We start from the raw sequence: 16445 nt of genomic DNA on the forward strand, positions 1-16445 counted from the left end.
CGGCCTATTCGCCGCTCGGCGCCGGCGCGCTCGTCGCCGCCGCGCCCCCGGGCTCGCCCCTCGTGATGAGGATCCGCTGCTCTCCGTGCCTGGGCAGGACTACCCGATCCGGCCCCAGCCCGCGCGCGGCCATGACGCGCCGGAGCTCGCGGGGCGCCTCTCCGAACGTATCGGTGCTGTTGATGAAGGTGTCGAAATGGATAGCCATCATCCGCCGCGCCCCGAGGTCGAGGAAGGCCTGCACCGCCTCCGCCGGATCGAGGTGCTTGCTCTCCATGAACTCGCGCGGCCCCACCGGCGCGATCGGCAAGAGGGCCAGATCGATCGAGGGGAATCGCGCGCGCGTCTTCACGAAATCATCGCGGTCGTAGGCTGTATCGCCGCCGAAGTAGACCGTGATTCCATGGTACTCGACGACATAACCCGTGAAGCTCTCCGTCATCCAGTCCCGGTCCAGCCCGTAGCGATAGCCGGAGTGCCGCACCGGGACGGCCGTGATCTTCAGATCGCCCTGCCGCCATGTCGTCCAGGTCGGGACCTCGAACGACGCGAAGCTATGGTTGGGCACGTAGATGAGCCCGCCCCGAGGCACGAGCAGCGCGCGGACCTTCGGCTCGATCATCGACAGCGAGCCGAGCGAGAGGTGGTCGAGGTGCATGTGCGAGATCAACACGGCGTCGATGGGCGGCAGGTCCTCCGGGGCGAGCCCCGGCTCGACGAGCCGCTTCACCATGAGGCCCACCGTCGACGTGAAGACGGGGTCGGTCAGGATCCATCGGTCGTCGATCTGCAAGAGCACGGTCGCGTGCCCGACCCAGAGCGCGGCGAGCCTCGCCTCGGGGCGGTACGGCGCGCGCACCTTGTCCGGCACGGGCAGCGGGCTCGCGAACAGCCTCGCCACGTTGCTCTCCAGGATGCGCGCGGGCACGCCGCACGACAGGCCCGCGAGCGCGAGGAGCGCCGCGGCGGACAGGCGAGCTGGCGACGAGGAGAAGCGCGTGGCCATGCGCGGCGTCAGAAGTAGCGGATGCTGAGCGTGATCGTTGTCGATCGCAAGGCGGCCGTCGGCGTGGCCGCCACCTGCGCGCCCAGGGCGCCGAACAGGGTATAGACCCCCGCCTCGTACGAGGCCGCCACCTGCCCTCGAGCATAGAGGGCTGATCCGCCGAGCGAGCAGGACAGGTAGTCGCCGCGATCGAGGAGCGGGAAATAAGCGCGGACGCCGCCCCGGATCAGCCAGCGATCGGCGAACGCGCCCGGACGGGCGACGTACCCGGGCGAGCCGAAGAGCTCGATCGAGCCGGCGTGACGCGTGAGCGGCTCCGCGATGAAGGCGCGCCACGGCGAGAGCTCGCGGTTGATCCCGAACGAGTAGAGCAGCGGCGTCACCTGCCAGCGGAACCCGAAGCGCGCCCCGCCCGGTTCGAGCCACAGCTCGGGGCTCGGCACGAGCTGGACGAGGAGCCACGCCAGCGTGGGGCGGATGTCGGGCTCCGTGGCGGCGGCCGCCGGCGCAGCCTGCCGCGGCTCCTCGGGCGACGCGCCCGCGGCGAGCGGCCAGAGCGGCGAGCCGAGCGCGGCGGCGCAAGCGGCCAGCGCGGGAGCGCGGCGTCGCGCGAGGGAGCGCGCTCCGGGCATGCCGCGGCTACGGCGCGCCGCCGTACACCCTGCCGAGCTGCTTGTAGAGGAACCGCGCCGCGTGCTCTCCATAGGGCGTCTGCGCCGCGTACACGTCGGGCGAGGCGATCGGCGCGTGCGCCGCCAGCGCGCCTGGCCGCCCGAGCCGGGCGAGATCCTCGCCGAGCGCCTCCATCGAGGCATACCGGTTCTCCGGCCGCTTGCGCAGGCACTTCGCGATCACCGCCTCGAGCGCCCGCGACGCCGGGCTCTCACCCAGGTTGGGCGGCGGGGGCGGCGTGACGAGCTGGTTGGCCAGCACCACGGCCTCGTCCATGGCGGGCGCCAGGGCGGGGGAGGAGCTCCGCGCGACGCTGAAGGGGAGCCGGCCGGTGAACATCCGGTACATGAGCATGCCGAACCCGTAGACGTCCGTGCGCCCGTCGGGAGGGTCGCTGACGGTCTGCTCCGGCGCCATGTACTCCAGGGTGCCGACGGTCACCCCGGCCTGCGTGAGCCCCGAGTGCTCGTACAGCTTCGCGAACCCGAAATCGACGACCTTGGCCGCCCAGGCGTCGCCCTTCTCCCCCACGAGGAACACGTTGGCGGGCTTCACGTCGCGGTGGACGATCCCCGCGCGGTGGGCCGCGCCGAGCCCGGCCGCGGCCTGCAGGAGGAAGGGCACGCCGGCCTCCGGGGACAGCCGCTTCTCGCGCAGGAGCAGCGAGCTCAGCGACTCGCCGAAGAGGAACTCCAGCACGAGGTAAGGCGACCCTTCATGGAGGCCGATGTCGAGGACCTCGACGATGTTCGGGTGAACGACCGTGGCCGCGGCCTTGGCCTCCAGGAGGAACCGCGCCTTCACCTTGGGCTCGCGGCGGAGCCTCGCCTCCAGGAGCTTCAGCGCGACGGGCGCGCCGCTCTTCGTGTCCTCCGCCAGGAACACCTGCGCCATGGCGCCGCTGCCGATGAGGCCCCGCACCCGGTACCGCTCGGCGACGATCGCGCCCACGTGCTCGGTGGGCTGGGACCGGATCCGCCGGATGTCGTGGCTCGCGACCAGCTTCTCTCCGTCGTGCGGGCAGAAGCGGTGGTCATCCGCGTACCGCCGGTGGCAACGAGGGCACAGCATGAGGTCCCGTTCTCGGGGATAGCCCTTCCCCCGCCCCTTTTGCAAGACCCGACGTGCGCGTCGTGATCGCGCCTCGCGAAGGCGCGCGCGGGGCGATCACGACGCGCGGGACATGTCCGACGGCATCCGCGCTCTGGGCTCGTGGATCAGGACCGTCTCGGCGCTGGAGAGCTCCTCCATGTCGGGCGCGTCGCCTGACATGCGCCAGCCCGGGCTCCGCTTGGGCAGGCTGTCGAGCAGGCCGGCGAACGAGCTCACCCACTCCTCGATGTCCTGAGGCCGCTCGTCGGGCGACAGCGCGAGCGCCCGCGCGAAGGCGCGGTCGACGTCCGGCGGCGTCTCCGGGAGCAGCGACGAGACGGGCGGCGGAGGGGCGCGCGAGAGGCTCGACAGGATGGTGGCGAGGTCCTCTCCGGCGGCGATGCGCCGTCCGGTGAGCGCCTGGTAAGCGACGGCCGCGAAGGAGTAGAGATCGCTGCGCGTGTCCACCGACCTGCCGCGCGCCTGTTCCGGGGCCATGTAGAGCGGAGTCCCCAGGAAGATGCCCGTCGAGGTCGCGCTCACGTCGGCGGAGAGCTCCTTGGCGATACCGAAGTCGAGGATCTTGACGTGAAAGTCGCCCGGCCCCGTCGACGGGAGCAGGAAGATGTTCTCCGGCTTGACGTCGCGGTGCACGAGCCCCGCCGCGTGCGCAGCGCCGAGCGCCGAGGCACCCTCGCGCAGCAGCACCGCCACCTGGGCTGGCGTCCCGGGCCCGTGCGACCTCATGGCGTGAGCGAGGGTGAAGCCGTCCAGCCACTCCATCACGATGAAGAGCGTCCCGTCCTCGAGCTCGCCCGAGTCGTACACCTCGACGACGGACGAATGACGGATTCGCGCGACGAGGCGCGCCTCTCTCGCGAACCGCTCGCGCACATCCTCGTTGTTGAAGTGCTCTGTCCTGATGGTCTTGATCGCGACCTCGCGCCCGAGCCGCTCGTCGTGGGCCTTGAACACCCTGCCCATGCCGCCTTCCGCGACGGCCCGGGTCAGGCGATACCGCCCCGCCACGCGATAGGGGAACGGCCGCGGCCTCTTCAGCGCGGCGCCGTCATCGAGGCATCGCTCCACACGCTGATCGTAACAGCGCTGGCAGCTCGGGCATATCTGCAGGATATCGATACCGCGGCGCACCATGTCTTCGAGCGTCGCTGCACGCCGCTCCGCCGCGCTCGCGAGATCCTTGCGCAGCCGCGAGAGCTCGAGCGCGCTGCCGAGGTGGTGCGCGAACGAGCGGACGAGCCGTCCGGTCGTATCGCTCCACACGACGCCGCTGCCGACGATGACCAGCGCGCCGTGGACGTCGCCCGACATGCCGAGGACGGGGACAACGACATCCGCGGATCTCGGAAAGGAGTGTTGGGTCAGCGCGGCCTGGCGCAGAGCGTCGACGTGCGGCGCCTCGGTGGTGGTCGCGGTGAGGCTGACCATCACCTGCTCCTCGGCCTTCCACACCGCGACCTCGCGGGCGCCGATCGCCTCCGCGATCTGGGCCGCCGCGGCGGACGACCACCTCGCGATGTCGTCGAGCGCCTGCGCCGAGGAGACGACGAGCTCCGCGAGCTTCTCCTGCTCCTCCGCGAGCTGGCGCGCGAAATAATGCACCGCTGCGTACGCGATGGCCGACACCGTGAGGAGGTTCATCGCGAAGAAGCCGGCGAGGAGGCTCGGAGGCGCCTCCGGCGCGACGCCGGAGAGGAGCGGGTCGGCAACGCCGGCGGCCATCACGAGCAGCGTATACGCGATGAACCAGGGGATGGACGCCCGCGATCCGTGGAACAGCAGCAACGTCAGCGGCGCGAGGAGCGCCCACAGGACGACGCCGCTCGATCCGACGAACCCTCCCCGGCTCGCGTGCATGAGAAACGGCAGGGCGAAGATGAGCAGCGCCTGACGGAAGCGGAACCCGGCAAACTCCTTCGTCCTGGCGAAGTGGGCGAGGCTCAGGCCGGTACACACGATGTAGCCGAGCGGGATCGCCGCCGAGCGGTGGTCCCCGGCTGCCCCATAGGCGATCACCCAGACGGGGCACGCGCACGCCTTGAGCGCCGCGGTGAGCGTGAGGATCTTCTTGTGCTGGCGCACCTTCGGATCGTCGCCCGACTTCAGCCCCATCCGAGCGATGGCCTGGAAAAACTTCATTCTGGTCTATTGTACGACGTTGAGCAGGGCGGCCTCAAGCTGCGGTCAAGCGCTCGGGGGGGGCGCGATGTAATCGAGGTGTAGATGTGGGCTCACTGACAGGGGGCGGGCGCTCCGGCGTGCGCTGCCCTCGCCCTGTCTCCGTCCGGCGGTCATGAGCTGCGCCAGCACGACGCGCGCGACGACCGCCTCAGCCCCCGACCTGCCCTCTCGAGCTCAGTCCTCCGGCTTCCCCTCGGCCGAAAGGTCGATCTCCGAAAGCCTCCCCACGAATGGATCCTCGCTCCCGAGCTGCTGAAACGCGCCCGGATCGCTCCTCTCGAGCGCCGCCAGGAGCTGCGCCAGCCCGCGCCGCGACCCGTAGTAGTTCGACATCTCGTGATCCTCGTCCGTGATGCAGGCGCGCACCGCGCTGCGGGAGATCTGCGGCAGCCGCAGCGCCTTGAGCGCCATCGACCACAGGCCGTCGATGCGGTTCTGGTCCGCGGGGAACTCCAGCAGGCCGGCCATCGTGAGGAGCATGGCGCAGCGCTGCCCCCTCGGCGTGGACAGCGCATCGCCGCCGGAGAGGTGGCCGAGATCGAGGGCGCGGCGCATGGCGTCGGCCGCGCAGAGCAGGCGCTTCAGCTCCTTTGCCGCGTGGCTCAGGTGGCTGTGGAACATGACCTCGACCGAGAGGCCGCCGAGCGCCTCGTTGCTCTGCTGAAAGCGGGTGACGGCCGGGAGCCGCCCGAGATCCTGCTGCACGGCGCCGCCCGTGGGCACGTCGTGCGGCGGCTCGCGGTGGCTGAAGAAGCCCCCCGACTGGAAGGCATAGTAGAGCTCGCTCTGGCCCGCGAGCCCCGCCCAGATGTCCGAGTACTGCGCGACGCGATTGAGGCTGCCCGCCGCCCAGTTGAGGCCCGCCGCGCCGTCGCCGCCGATCTGCGACGCGCTCACCCCCGGGTCGCGCGGCGTCATCGAGGCCTCGATGTCCTCGGCGATGTCCGCGAGCTGGAAGTCGAGGAAGCCGTCGTAGTAATCCGCGCGCCCGTCCCGGTTCACGTCGGAGTAGCGGGCGACGACGAGCGGGTGCGAGGGCCCGACGAACTGCGAGAACCCGGCGATCTGCGCCTGCGGGTGGGGCCACTGCGCCTTCCGGAGGCGCGCGTCGAGCTCGGCGTGCGACGCGCGCTTGCTCATCCCGCGCAGCGCGGCGACGAAGCAGTCGACCCCCTCGGACGCGGTGACCACCCCGTCCGATCCGGTCCTGAAATACGTCGAGTCCCACGAAGAGTAGATGTCCGCGTCCGGGAACATCTGGGAGACGGCAAAGCGCGTGGTGAGCCCCGCGCACTGCGAGTTCATCATCAGCTTGTACCCTTCCTGTTTCACCTGCACCGCGGCCGCGCGGAGGTCGAAGGCGCCGAGCTGGGCGTGCCGGTTGATGAGCACCCCGATGAAGAACGCCATCCCCATCTCGAGGTTCTCGTCGCGCGGGGTCGCGGCGCGGGCGAAGACGCGGATGGGCTCGCCGGCGGGCGTCTTGAAGGGGGCCTCGAAGGCGCGGTAAGGGCTCCAGCCGTTCGGCGACGGGGGCGCCTCGGGCGGGAGGGCGATCTCCTTGAAGCCGTGGGTCGACACGAGGATGTTGCACTCGCCCTCGTGGAACTCCGAGGCGCCGCACATCGCGAGGTTCCACGGTCCCGTGAGCTCGTCGTACGGCGGCGCCTCGCGGAGCAGCCCGCGGACGAGCCCCCGCGCTCGCTCCTGCTGGGCCGCCGTGAGCCCCGGGGCGCGCAGCTGGAGCAGGTGGATCGCGTGCGCGCGCAGCGCCGGCCGGGCCGTCTCGTCGCCCGCCTCCCTCTCGATGAGCGCGAGGATCTCCTCGGCGGCGCGCTCCGCGACCGGCGCGAAGCCGCGGTCGTCCAGCGACGTCGCGATGAGGTGCGAGAGGATGGTCGTCGCCGCCGAGCGGAGGGTCGCGGCGGCGGTCGGATCGCGCCTCGCCTCCTCGCCGCCCACGGCCGCGATCTCGAGCGCCGCGCGCGCCTGATCCAGCAGCGCCGCGCCCCGGCGCGCCGAGAGCCGCTCCTTGCGCACCGGCTCCTCCGGGTGGAACGCGCTCGGCGGGAAGAGCTGCGTGAGGGTGCTCGTCCGGCGCGACGAGATCCACCGGGCCGCGGTGACGAGGGCATCGCGGGCGGCGGGCCCGTCGGGGCCGAGCGTCGGGCTCGCGCTGAACACCCCGGCGGGCAGGAGCCAGAGCGGCGCGGCGCCCTCGCGCCCCGCGTTCAGGTCGATCGGCGCCGCCTGCGACGCCACGCCCGGATCCGGTACGACCTCGACGTTGGAGACGGCGACGGCGCGCAGCCGTCGGCGCACGGGCGAGTGGCTGGGAAACACGATGAGCACCGCCTTGCCCTCGCCCTCCCGGAGCGCCGCAAGGCTGTCCCCGGGGACAGGCGCCGAGAGCGAGATGGCATAATCGCTGTCGCTCACCGCGACCGCGAGCAGGTGAATGCCTGGCGCGGACTTTCGCTCTTCGAAGGCGGACGACGCGGCTGGCCCGACGGCATCCACGGTGCCAGGCAGGTCGACGAACCCTCGGGGCGAACGGATCCGGACGATGACATCGCTGGGCATGACGCTCTCCTGAGGTGAGGGAGCGTCGCCGCGTTCAAGATCCCGGCGCAACAGGAATCCGACCCGGCAGAACGCTGGCGTATCGCGTCACAGCCGGATCAGGGCGAGCTCGACACTGGCTCGTTCAGGCAGCTCCCTCAATGGCTCTCCGGCAGATCCGGAGTCGACCAGATCACTCCTCGTTCGATGGAGCGCGCGTCGCTGGCGCGATGACGGGGTGGCGGGGCGACTCTTGCGCTGACGAGGCGGAGCAGCGAAGCAGGGAGAAGCCTGCGCCGGCGGCGATGAGCACGCCGGCGGCGACGAGCTTGATCCCTGCGCGCTTCGCGCGGCGCGCCCCTGCCGACGAGGCGACCGCTCCCTCTTCGGCGAGCGCGGCGGTGGCGTCGGCCGTCTCCGGCGAGGAGAGCGCCGCGGCGTCGGGCGGCGCCTCCAGGGAGGCCGCTCCGGCGCCGCGCGCGCGCGGCCGGTTGCTCGAGGGGGGCGCTGGCAGGAGGCTGCCTGCGCGCAGCGTCGCGGTCGACGCTTCGCCGTCCAGATCGGCGGCGCTGGCCGGGAACGCGTCGCTGATGCGGGCGTCGGGCGCGAGCGAGCCGCTCACGCGGGCGCTGGGCACGAGCGGGTCGCTGGCGCGGGCGGCGGGCACGAGCGAGTCGCTCTCCGGAACCCTGGGCGCCGCCGGGGGGCCGAAGGGGCGGAGGGCGACGGCCGCGTAGCGCTCGAGGAGCGCGCCGACCTCGCGGAGATCGGCCGGGCGCTGCGCGCGGTCCGGGCTGAGCATGCGATCGATCATGGCCGCGACGTCGGCGGGCAGCGTCGGCGCGCTCTCCCCGATCGGCTGGATGGAGCCGGTCAGGATGCGCTTCATCACCTTGCCCATGTTCTCGGCCTCGGTGGGCCGCACCGAGGTGAGGCACTCGTAGAGGATGACGCCGAGCGACCAGATGTCGGCGCGGTGATCCACGTCGTGCTCGCCGAGGATCTGCTCGGGCGACATGTAGTACGGGGTCCCGAGCATCTCGCCGCTCCCGGTGCGTCCCCAGGACCAGCTGGTCTCGCCGGGCGCCGCGGTGACCTTGGCGATGCCAAAATCGAGCACCCTGACGCGGGCGTCGTGCTGCGCGGCCTCCGGCGCATCCCCGGAGTCCGCGGAGCCGGGCGCCGGCGCGCCGCTCGGGGGCACCGCGGCGGCGTGAGCGGCTGCGCCGGGCGAACCACGTGGCGCGGCCGCGGCGGGCGTGAGCAGGAAGATGTTGTCGGGCTTGAGGTCGCGGTGGACGATCCCCAGCGCGTGCGCGGTGCCGACGGCCGAGATGACCGGCAGCAGGATGCGCGACAGCTCGGGGAGCGGGATCTGCGCCTCGCGCAGCAGCTTGTCGCGGAGCGACTCCCCCTCGAGCAGATCCATGACGAGGAACGGCGTCCCGTTGTCGAGCTCGAGCACGTCGTGGATGGATGGCACGTTCGGGTGATCGACCGCCGCCGCCGCGCGCGCTTCCCGGACAAGGCGCCGCCGAGTCGACGCGTCCTCCGCCGTGCCGGGGCGCAGCAGCTTCAGCGCCACACGTTCGCCGTTCGCGAGGTGGGTGGCGGCCCAGATGACCCCCATGCCTCCCTCGGCCAGCTGGCGATCGACCCGATAGCGACTTGCCACCAGGGCGCCCGGGATCAGCGGATTGCTCACGCGGAGATCAGGATACCACGCGCCGTCCTCCCGACCTTCTCCGCGCGCCTCAGACGCTCAAACACCGCTCCGGTCGGACAATTACGTGTTCGACGCAGCACCGCGCACCCCGGCGCGCCATACGACATAGGTGCTCGTGTGTACGTCCCTGTCGCCGCAAAAGCGCAGTGATCTTTTCAACACGGATGTTCGGCTGCCCACCGCGACCCCGGTAGCCACATAACATCACCGGCCCCCTGTACGTCCCTGTTACCGCAGAAGCACCGATATCTTCTCGACATCGAACTTCACCGGTCATGAAACACACCATGCCAAGCCGCGTCACCACCGCTCGTTCATCCATCGTGGCGCGCCCCCACCGAGCTCATCCTCAGTGAAGCATCGTCGCCACCGAGCTCATCCGCCCCGGACCGCGCCCCGCCGAGCTCATCCGCCCCGGATCGCGCCCCGCCGAGCGGCGCGCGCCCGCACAGGAGACGGGCCCAGATCGGCGTTTTCGGCGCGCAGGCGTACTCCCGTACGCCGAGCACCGAAAACGTCGAGGTGGGCCCGTATCCGCAGCGGGCGCGTGCCGCTCAAACGGCGGGCCAGATGGAGCCGGCGCGCCGGCGCTCGACGTAGGCCTCGGCCGAGAGAGCGTAGCGCAGGAGCTCGTTCGACACCGGATGTTGAAGGAGCAGGCGGGGCTCCTCGGTCGAGCGGGCCATGTCGCGATCGTACCGGCGGAGGTAGTCGATCGCGGCGAGCGCGTCGCCGCAGAGCAGGTAGCCGATGCGGTGCTCGCTCCGGCGCAGGCCGAGGACGAAGGCGCGCGCGTCGTACGACACGGCGACGGTCGACGCGAGCTCCTCGAGCATCTTGCGCTGGCGGCGCCCGATCGCCCGCTGCACGCCGGGGAGCATCTGCTGCGTGGCGTGCTCGCGCGGGGGCGAGATGGCGCCTGACCCGAAGCCGGGATCGATCGTGCGGATCGACGCCAGCAGCAGGCCGTCGGTCGCCTCGGCCGGGATCTCGTCGAGGAACGTGAAGCCGACCGCGACGCGCGCGAAGAGGCGGGCGAGCGCGAACGTCTGCTCGAGCTCCGGGAGCTCCATGAACGACGTCGGCGCGACGAGGGCAGGGGGATCACCCGGGAAGACGCGGGCGGCTCCCTGCCACGAGGGGACGAGGTAGAGCTCGAACGCCTCGATGCCGAGCGCGCGGCCCACCCGCTCGGCGAGCTGCCGCGTCGGGTGGTTGTCGCGCGGGCTGATCCGCTCGCGCGAGCTGATGCCGAAGTTGCTCAGCTCGAAGCGGATCGCCTTCGCGGCGATCGGCGCGATCGCCAGCGCCACGTCGATCCACGGGCTCCGGGCCTCCGGGAGGAGCAGCCGGCCCATCTCGGGGCCCGCGAAGGCCCCGGCGTACGGCGCCTCCGACGGGACGCGCCGGCCCCTGAGCCGGGCCATGCGGTCCAGCGACACCTCGCCGAGGCAGGCGCGGACCTCCTCCACGGTGATCCGCTCCTCCGCGCGCCCGTCCTTGGCGAGCGCGGCCTCGAGCGCGGCGAGCGCCGGGCCGAGGTCCGGGAGCCGCGTGAAGACCTCCGGATCGGGCGTCAGGACGTCCCGCAGCACCTGGACCGCCTCCGCGTTGCGCCCCGCGGCCTCGAGCCCGCGGCCGAGCGCGGTGCGCGACTCGGGCGGCGCGCCCGGGAGCGCGACGGCCTGCTGGAGGCGCGCGAGCCCGTCGCGAGGCCGCACGAGCAGGGTCGACTCGAGCAGGCCGAGCGTGGTCAGCCAGCGCGGATCGGCCGGGATGCGGCGCGACTCGGCGACCTCGAGCAGCTGCGCGAGCGCCTTGGCGTAGGCCGCGGCGCCCTCGCTCGTGTCGACGCGGTACAGGCGGGCGAGCGCCACCCACCCGCGCGTGTCGCCGCCGGGCGCGCTCACGATCGCGTCGCACAGCGTGCGGACCATGCCGGCCGTGTCGCCGGCGTCGCGGTAGGCGTCCGCGAGGCGCAGGGCGGCCTCGACGCGGGAGCCCGGGTCGGGCGACAGCTCGACCAGGCGCCCCAGCGCGCGCAGCGCGAGCGCGTGGTCGCCGCGCGTGACGCCGAGCTTGTGCAGCCGCTCGAGCGCGGGACGGTTCTGCGCGTCGAGCGACAGGACCGCCTGGAGCGCGTCCTGGGCGAGCGCCGGGTTCGCGAGCGGCCCCTCGTACAGGTCGGCCATCAGGAACTGCGCCGCGATCTTGGTCTCGGCGTCCGTCGCCGCGGCCACGGCGCGCTTCAGGGCGTCGCGCGCCTCGAGCCAGACGCGCTGCGCGGTGAGCAGCCGCGCGAGCAGGAGCAGCGCGGCCGCGTCGTTCGGGAGCGTCTCGATGACCCGCCGGACGGCCGCGATGCCCACGCCGGCGTCTATCGCGCCCGGGCGCCCGTGGTGCTGCAGCACCGACCGGGCGATCTCCGTGCCGAGCAGCGAGATCGCCTCGCGGCTCGCGGCCTTGCCGAGCGCCTCGCCGAGCCGGTCGGTGAGCCGCTGGGGATCGCCCGCGAGCTCCCGGGCGAGCGCGCGCGCCGCGGCCACGCAGCCCGGATCCGCGCGGAGCGCGCTCTCGTACAGCTCGAGCGCGCGCGCGCGGCCCTCGGGGGACGCGTCCTCGGCGGTGAGCTCCGCCGCGCGCACGAGGTGCATGGCGCGCGCGGGCGCTCCGAGGACGAGGTCGGCGAGCGCCAGCTGGGCCGCGATCACGCTCGCGCGGTCGCCGAGGCGCTGCGCGAGCCGATCGAGCCCGCGCGCCGCGATGACGCTCTCCGGCCACAGCCCGAGGGCGTTGCGGAAGCCGGCGAGCGCCGCGCGGGCGGCGGCGGGGTCCGCGTCGGCCTGCGCCTCCGCGAGGAGCGCCTCCTCGACGCTGTAGAGGGCGCGCGCGATGGGATCGGGCGTCAGCTCCCGGCTGTCGCGGATGGCGCTGGCGAAGAGGGCCTGCGCCCGCGGCGCGATCGGATCCGCGGGGCTCGCCTTGGCGGCGATGCGGAGGATCGCCATGTGGGCGGCCGCGTCGTCGGGCGCCTCCTTCACGATGCGCGCGAGCGCCTCGAGCGCGGCGCCCGGCCCGAGCTGCTCCTCGAGCGACGCGATCTCCCAGAGGGCGCCGCCGCGCGCGGTGGCGGAGGTGAACACGTCGGCCTCCGCGCGCAGGACGGTCGCGAGCGACGTCGGCGCCTCGAGGTGCCGGTAGAGCTGCTCCAGCATGCGGAGCGCCGGGACGTGGTTCGGCACCACCCCGACGAGCCCCTCCAGGATCTCGACGGCCTGGCGCGGGCTGCTGTCCGCGAGGACCAGCGCAAGGGAGATCCGGAGCGCGTGATCGACGAGCGCCGGCGGCTTGCGCTCGAGCCAGCGCGCGTACAGCCCCGCGAGCTCGCTCGCGATCATGGAGGCGGACATCCCCGGCAGGCTGGACGCGCGGGCGCCGGTCGCGGGCCGCTGCGCGACGGGCGCGCCGAGGCCGACGCCGACGCCTGCGCCGCCGGCGCGGACGTAGATGCGCTCCATCGCGTCGAGGATCGCCGGATCGTGCTGGCCCGAGGCGAGCGCCGCGTCGGCGCGGGCGAGGAGGCGGAGGGCGTCCTGATCGCGCCCGAGGGCGAGCTCCTGCACCTCGGCCGCCTGGAAGAGCAGCCGCGCGTGGTCGTCGGGCCGCTGCGCCTCGTCGGCGAGCGAGCTGAGCACCTCGACGAGCTTCTCGTAGTTGCCGGTCTCGCGGAGGAGCCGCGCGATCTCGATCCGGGGCAGCGGGTGAGCGGGCTTCTTCCGCGCCGCCTCGCGGTACGACTCCACCGCGCTGTGCGGCCGCTTGAGGCGCCGCTCGTCGAGCCCCGCGACCTCGATCCAGAGGCTGAACGCCGCGTCTCCCGCGGGGTCGCGCTGGATGAGCTTGAGCAGCGCGCGCCGCGCCTCCTCGTACCGGCCGGCGCGCTCGTCGAGGCGGACGCGCGCGCGCAGCGCGTCGGGGTCGGCCGGATCGATCGCGAGCGCGCGATCGACCAGCGACGAGGCCCGGTCGCGATCGCCGAGCCGGAGCTCGGTGACGTCGGCGGCGCGCAGGAGGAGCCTGCGCTGCTCGCGCGGGCTGCTCGTGAGCTCGGCCTCGGCGCAGAGCGCGCGCGCGAGCCGCTGCGCGTCGCCCGCGCGCGCGGCGTTGCGCTGGAGCGCGAGGATCGCGGCGCGCCGCTCCGGGTCGATCGCGAGGATCTTCTCGATCTCCTCCACGGCGCGGGCGGGCTGGGCGAGCTCGTCCTCCCAGATGGAGACGAGCTTCTCGAGCAGCCCGATCTTGCGCGTGGGGTCCTCCGTCGCGCTCGCGGCCTGCGTGTACAGGTCGAGCCGCGCCTGCACGCCGCGCGGATCTTCCTCGACGGCCAGGGCGTCCGGCGTGAGCAGGGCGGAGAGCGCGTCGAAGACCGAGCTGTTGCCCGGCTCGATCGCCCACGCGGCGCGCAGGATGGCGAGCGCCTCGTCGCGCCGCTTCAGGTGGCGCTCGGAGATGTCCGCGGCGCGGAGGAGCGCCGCGACCCGGACGGGCGCGGGCCGGTCGGCGTTGGCGACGGCGGTCCACACCTCCACGCGCTCGGCGTGGTGGCCGAGGCGCTGGAGGGCGCGGTCGAGCCGCTCCCGCGTCGAGCTGTCCTCGGGATCGAGGTCGAGCGCGCGCGTCGCGTGGAGCGCGGCCTGCTCTGCGTCCCCGAGGGTGTCGTAGATCTCCGCGAGGCGGACGTGCTCGTGGATGATCGCCTCTCTGTCGGTGAGGAGCGCGAGCTCCTTCTGGCGCACGTTGGCGGCGAGCTCGAGCATGCCGTTCGCCTCGAGCAGGCGGATCAGCTCGCCGACCACGCGCCGCGCGGTCGGCGAGCCGGCCGGGGCCCGCGTCGACGCGCGCCGGAGGAGGGGCACCGCGTCCGCCGGGGAGCGGATCTTGTCGATGAGCAGCCGCGCCGCCGTGTAGAGCAGCCGCGCCGCGCGGTCGTCGTCGCTCTCGTGATCGGCCTCCAGGGAGAGCGCGCTGACGAGGCCGACGATGCCGTCGTGGTGCACGAGGTGGCGGCGGAGCGCCTCCCGCACGGGCCCAGGCCCTGGATCGAACGCGATCGCGCCCTCGAGGGACGCGAGGGCGAGCTCCGGCTTGTAGAGCTTCCGATCGAGCACGGCGGCGCGCTCGACGTGGACCCAGGCGGTGAGCTGGCCGTCGCCGTCCGGCCGCCCGCGCCCTGGGGCGTAGGCGGCGGAGAGCCGGTCGAGGTGCGCGGCGAGGTCCTTGGCCGCCTGCTCGGCGCCGCGGGCGCTCTCGCGCCGGAGGGCGATCTCGAGCCCGCGCAGCGACGCGGCGTGGAGCGGGACGAGCCGCAGCGCCTCGGTGAAGGCCTCGCAGCTCTCGGGCGTCCGCCCGAGCGCCTGGAGCAGGCGCGCCCGCTCGGCGAGGAGGTCGGCCCGGAGCGCGTCGGTCTCGGCGACGCGGAGCTTGTCCTCGACGACCTCGAGCGCGAGGGCGAGCTCGGTGCGCGCGTCGAGCACGCGGTGGACCCGCGAGAGCGCCGGCTCGAGCGTGCGGGACAGCTGTCGAGCGCGCTCGTACGAGCGGCGCGCGGCGGCGGGGTTCTTGAGCACCCGCTCTTCATGGATGCCGAGCTCGACGAGGGCGCGCGCCGCGCCGACCGGATCGCTGCCCTTGAGCCGCTCGGCGCGCTGCTGGAGCTCGGTGGCGAGGTCCGGAGCGGCGAGCTGCGGGCTCTGCGCGGGCGCCTCGGGCGCGTTCGGCTGCGAGCGGGGCGCCGGAGGTGGCTGGGCGGGCGCGTGCGCGGCGCTCGGCGCGGGCGCGGCGTTCGGCGCATGCAGGACGGTCGCCGCATGCGCGGCGTTCGGCGCGTGCAGGACGGTCGCCGCATGCGCGGCGCTCTGCGCGGGCGCGGCCGTGCTCGGTGCAGGCGTGGCGCCCGGCGCATGCGCGGCGTTCGGCGTGACGCCCGGTATCGGCGTGCGCGTGGCGCTCGGCGTGGGCGCGCCGCCCGGCAGCGGCGCGCGTGGGGCGCCCGGCGTGGGCGCGCCGCCCGGCATCGGCGTGCGCGTGGCGCTCGGTGCGTGCGCGCCGCCTGGCATCGGCGTGCGCGTCGCGGTTGGCGCGGAGCTCTGCGCGGGCGCCGGCGTGGCGCTCTGCGCGGGCGCCGGTTCGAGCGAGTCGACCGAGATGGGCGTCGGCGACGAGCTCGGCTCGACCGAGATGGGCAGCGGCGTCGCGGTCGGCTCGACCGAGATGGGCAGCGGCGTCGCGGTCGGCTCGACCGAGATGGGCATCGGCGTCGTGCTTGCGTCGAAGGCGGCGATCGCCTGGGCCGCGCCGCCCGGCTGGGAGCCAGGCGCCGGCTTCCCCGCGCTCGCGGCGGAGCCTGGGGCGGGCTGCGTTGCGGCGCGGTTCGGGCTCGGCGGGCGCTGGCCTGGGCCGCGCGCCGGAGGGCGGGCCGGGCTGGATCCAGAGGGCGCCGCCGTCGTCTTGTTGGACGCGCCTCCTGGAGGCATCGGCGGCGGTGGCCTCGACGGCGGCGCCAGCGACGGCGGCGCCGGCGGCGGCCCGCTCGCGACGCTGCCGTCTTTGCGGCGGATCAGCGGCGGTGGCCTGCTCGGCACGGGCGGCGGTACGCTCGGGGCCGGCGTCTTGTTCGGCCCTGGCGGCGGCGCGCTCGGCAGCGGCGGCGGGCTCGATGCCAGCGGCGCGCTCGGCAGCGGCGGCGGGTTCGGCGGCGGCAGCGGGCTCGCGGTCGCCGGCAGCGGCTCGTCGCCTGTCGGCGCGCTCGCGGTCGCCGGCAGCGGCTCGTCGCCTGTCGGCGCGCTCGCGGCCGCCGGCAGCGGCTCGCCGTCTGTCGGCGCGCTCGCGGCCGCCGGCAGCGGTTCGCCGCCTGTCGGCGCGCTCGCGCTCGACGGCGCGCCGGGCATCGACGTGCTCGTGCCGACGAGCAGCGTCTTCGCGCCGGGCTGAGGTTGCGCGCTCGCGCGCGTCATTTGAGCGTTGTCGGCGTTGGCTTCCCAGCCACCTTCGTCCGGCGATCCGGACAGGCTCGGCAAACCAGGCCGGCGCGACGCTTCGTGTTGCGGATCGTCCCCGTGGGCCACCGCCGCGGATGCTACACATCCACGCGCCCTCGATCTACAGTCGATGCGCCTGCTCGCTGGC

8 protein-coding genes are annotated in these 16445 nt (G+C 73.8%); 1 reads left to right on the forward strand and 7 read right to left on the reverse strand.

Features of this window, described 5'->3' with window-relative positions; all coding sequences use genetic code 11:
- Positions 1-4: 4 nt before the first annotated feature.
- The 7 genes from WME73_RS50890 to WME73_RS50920 all read right to left on the reverse strand — a co-directional run bounded on the left by WME73_RS50890 (position 5) and on the right by WME73_RS50920 (position 15334).
- Complete coding sequence (locus WME73_RS50890; protein ID WP_437914338.1) at positions 5-1006, reverse strand: MBL fold metallo-hydrolase; 1002 nt, start codon at positions 1004-1006, stop codon at positions 5-7.
- A gap of 8 nt (positions 1007-1014) precedes the next feature.
- Positions 1015-1638: a hypothetical protein gene (locus WME73_RS50895; protein ID WP_437743494.1), complete on the reverse strand. Its 624-nt coding sequence runs from the start codon at positions 1636-1638 to the stop codon at positions 1015-1017.
- Positions 1639-1645: 7 nt separating this feature from the next.
- Positions 1646-2749, reverse strand: a complete 1104-nt coding sequence (locus WME73_RS50900) for a serine/threonine-protein kinase (protein WP_437743495.1) — start codon at positions 2747-2749, stop codon at positions 1646-1648.
- A gap of 96 nt (positions 2750-2845) precedes the next feature.
- On the reverse strand, positions 2846-4930 hold the full coding sequence (locus WME73_RS50905) for a serine/threonine-protein kinase (protein WP_437914339.1): 2085 nt from the start codon (positions 4928-4930) through the stop codon (positions 2846-2848).
- A 216-nt stretch (positions 4931-5146) separates the two neighbouring features.
- Entirely contained in the window at positions 5147-7555 is a 2409-nt protein-coding gene (locus WME73_RS50910) for a hypothetical protein (protein WP_437914340.1), read from the reverse strand.
- A 172-nt stretch (positions 7556-7727) separates the two neighbouring features.
- The gene (locus tag WME73_RS50915) at positions 7728-9239 is read right to left on the reverse strand and encodes a protein kinase domain-containing protein (protein WP_437914341.1); all 1512 of its coding nucleotides are present in this window, start codon (positions 9237-9239) and stop codon (positions 7728-7730) included.
- A gap of 575 nt (positions 9240-9814) precedes the next feature.
- Positions 9815-15334: a cellulose synthase gene (locus WME73_RS50920; RefSeq protein WP_437914342.1), complete on the reverse strand. Its 5520-nt coding sequence runs from the start codon at positions 15332-15334 to the stop codon at positions 9815-9817.
- Between WME73_RS50920 and WME73_RS50925 the strand changes: the two genes are divergently transcribed.
- Positions 15315-16250 (forward strand): hypothetical protein, encoded by a 936-nt coding sequence (locus tag WME73_RS50925; RefSeq protein WP_437914343.1) that lies wholly within the window; start codon positions 15315-15317, stop codon positions 16248-16250. The genes WME73_RS50920 and WME73_RS50925 overlap by 20 nt on opposite strands.
- Positions 16251-16445: the final 195 nt, after the last annotated feature.

Origin of the sequence: Sorangium sp. So ce302 (assembly GCF_051530145.1) — a bacterium.
GTDB classification, from domain to species: Bacteria; Myxococcota_A; Polyangia; order Polyangiales; family Polyangiaceae; genus Sorangium; species Sorangium cellulosum_B.